General features: G+C 73.9%; 3 protein-coding genes and 1 pseudogene. 3 read left to right on the forward strand and 1 reads right to left on the reverse strand.

All coding sequences use genetic code 11. The features are described from left to right. Both ACE3Q3_RS23780 and ACE3Q3_RS23785 read left to right on the forward strand, forming a co-directional pair. Positions 1-900: pseudogene (locus ACE3Q3_RS23780) on the forward strand (molecular chaperone HtpG); the annotation flags it as partial. A 32-nt stretch (positions 901-932) separates the two neighbouring features. Then, on the forward strand, positions 933-1,871 hold the full coding sequence (locus tag ACE3Q3_RS23785) for a hypothetical protein (RefSeq protein ID WP_374450246.1): 939 nt from the start codon (positions 933-935) through the stop codon (positions 1,869-1,871). Here ACE3Q3_RS23785 and ACE3Q3_RS23790 read toward each other — a convergent pair. Beyond that, positions 1,868-2,458: a histidine phosphatase family protein gene (locus ACE3Q3_RS23790; protein WP_374450248.1), complete on the reverse strand. Its 591-nt coding sequence runs from the start codon at positions 2,456-2,458 to the stop codon at positions 1,868-1,870. The genes ACE3Q3_RS23785 and ACE3Q3_RS23790 overlap by 4 nt on opposite strands. Before the next feature lie 102 nt (positions 2,459-2,560). Between ACE3Q3_RS23790 and ACE3Q3_RS23795 the strand changes: the two genes are divergently transcribed. Then, positions 2,561-2,744, forward strand: a 184-nt coding sequence (locus ACE3Q3_RS23795) for a GTP-binding protein (RefSeq protein WP_374450249.1), incomplete at its 3' end; no start/stop codon positions are given.

Genomic DNA, 2,744 nt, shown 5'->3' on the forward strand with positions numbered 1-2,744 from the left:
AACGTCAGCCGCGAGATGCTGCAGACGAACCCGGTGCTGCGGCGCATCCGCCAGGCGCTGGTCAAGCGCATCCTGACCGAGCTCGGCCGCAAGGCGTCGGACGCGCCCGGCGAGTACGCGACCTTCTGGGAGAATTTCGGCGCCGTCGTGAAGGAGGGCCTCTACGAGGACGCCGAGCATCGCGAGGGGCTGCTGGGCCTCGCCCGCTTCCGCTCGACGGCGGCGGAGGGGCTCGTCTCGATCGCCGACTATGTCGGCCGGATGCGGCCCGGGCAGGAGGCGATCTACACGATCCACGGCGACGACGTCGACCAGCTGGCGAAGAGCCCGCAGATCGAAGGCTTCCGCGCCAAGGGCGTCGAGGTGCTGCTGCTGACCGACCCGATCGACGAGTTCTGGACCTCCAGCGTCGGCCGGCACGACGGCAAGCCCTTCCGTTCCGTCACCCGCGGCGGCGCCGACCTCGCCAAGATCGAGGCGCCGGAGGGCGCGGCCAAACCCGACGCCGAGGGCCGCAAGCCGATCGACGGGCTCCTCACCATGTTCCGCCTGGCGCTGGGCGACGCCGTCAAGGACGTGCGCGCGTCCGAGCGCCTGACCGACAGCCCGGTCTGCCTCGTCGCCGACGACGGCGACATCGACATGCACCTGGAACGCATGCTGCGCGCCGCCCGGCAGCTCGACGCCGCCTCGCGCCGCATCCTCGAGGTCAATCCCGACCACCCGCTGATCCAGGGGCTGGCGGTGCGGGCGGGCCAGGCCGGCGCCGCGGAGGAGGTCGGCGAGGTCGCGCACCTGCTCCTCGACCAGGCGCGCATCCTGGAGGGCGAGCCGCCGGCCGATCCCGCCGCCTTCTCGCGCCGGCTGGCGGGCGCGCTCCAGCGCAACCTCGCGTCCTGAGGCGCCCCGGGCCGCCGCGGCCGGGCGTCGCCATGAACGGAGCGGCGCCGGGCGGACGGCGCCTCGTCGTCTCGGGTGCCGACGCGCCCTATTTCGGGCTGCTGCGCGGCCTCTTCCTCTCGCTGCGGCGGCTGCGGCTGCTGGAACGGGCGCATTTCGGGGTTCTCGACGGCGGCCTCGCCCAGGACCAGCGGGCTTGGCTCGCCCGGCGCGGCGCGATCGTCGTGCCGGCCGAGTGGGGCTTCGACTTCCGTCTCGCCGACCACCTCGCCCGCCAGCAGCGAAGCCTCAAGATTCTCGTCTCCCGCCCGCGCCTGCCGGCGCTCTTCCCCGGCTACGACACCATCCTGTGGCTCGACGCCGACCTCTGGGTGCAGACGCCGGACGCGGTCGAGCTCCATTTCCGCGTCGCCGAGCGGGGACGGCTCGCGGCGGTGATGGAGATGGACCGGTCCTATGCCGAGCTGCGCGCCGGACGGCCCTATTGGGAGCGCATCCGGCGCTGGACGACGGCGGTGGCGGGAACGGACGTGGCCGACGCGCTCGAGACGCGGCCCACCATCAACGCCGGGACACTGGCCCTCAGCAGCGACGCCCCGCACTGGGAGTGCTGGCGCCGGCTCGTCGAGGAGGGCTACCGCCGGCTGCGTGCCCACGGCTTCCCCGTCTTCCTGCTCGACCAGCTCGCGCTCAACCGCGTCGTCCACCTGGAGCGCCTGCCGTTCCTGCCGCTGCCGACGCGCTGCAACTGGCTCTGCCACATGGCGCTGCCCTCCTGGGACCCGGCCTCGCGGACGCTGCGCGACCCGCTGCCGCCCAACGACCCGCTCGGGATCGTCCATGTCTGCGACCACACCAAGCACACGCCGATGCGGATTCCCGGCACGGACGGGGTCTGGCGGCGGATGTGGCTGACCTGGCCGCCGCGTCCCGGCGCCGCGGAGGCGCCGGCGGACGCCGCAGCCCTCTAGGACGCGCCGTCGAGCGCCGCCGGCGGGACCCGGCCGACGACGGCGAGACGATCGCCGTCGGGGCGAACGACGATCATCTCGCCCGACTGCGGCGCGATCCCGGCGAGGGCGATGATGTTGACGTGATGGGTGACCATGACGAGGGGCCGGCCGGGCGACCGGCCGGCGATCAGGCGGCGCGCGGCGGCCGTGCGCGCGTCCCCGGCACTGCGGTCGGCGAAGAAGGAATCGAGCGCGGGCTCGGGCGCGACGGCATCGCCGAAGGCGAGGCGTGCCGTCTCCAGGCTACGGCACCAGCGGCTGGAGAGGACCCGCCCGACGGCGATGCCGCGCTGGCGGAAGGCCGCCCCCAGGCGCCGCGCCTCGGCCCGCCCGGCGTCCGACAGGTTGCGCTGGGTGGTGCAGTCGTCGAGGCGGAACCCGGGCGGGTCGCCGGCGCCGGGCGCCGTGGCGTGGCGGACGAGGGCGATGCCGCTGCCGTCGGCAAGCGCGGCCCAGGCGGCGTCCGGCGAGGCGCGGGCGGCCGACGCGGCGAGGAGGGTCGCAAGGGCGGCGAGCGCCAGCAGGATCGTCCGGATTTCCGTCATGGCGCGGAAAACTGGATCGCCGGCGCGGGCGGTCAAGCGGGCCACCCGAGATCGGCCGCCCGCAGTTGCGCCCCCGGAACGGCCCCCCTATGTTCCGGCCGAATGACCGACCTTCGCCACATCCGCAACTTCTCGATCATCGCCCATATCGATCACGGGAAGTCGACGCTCGCCGACCGGCTGATCCAAATGTGCGGCGCCCTCGAGGCACGGGAGATGCGCGAGCAGATCCTCGACTCGATGGACATCGAGCGCGAGCGCGGCATCACCATCAAGGCCCAGACGG

It is taken from the genome of Allostella sp., assembly GCF_041913585.1.
Lineage (GTDB): Bacteria > Pseudomonadota > Alphaproteobacteria > ATCC43930 > Allostellaceae > Allostella.

Bases quoted from the DNA above. Each gene is read 5' to 3' on its own strand.
- ACE3Q3_RS23785 (WP_374450246.1), top strand. From the start codon at position 933: ATGAACGGAGCGGCGCCGGGCGGACGGCGCCTCGTCGTCTCGGGTGCC.
- ACE3Q3_RS23790 (WP_374450248.1), bottom strand. From the start codon at position 2,458: ATGACGGAAATCCGGACGATCCTGCTGGCGCTCGCCGCCCTTGCGACC.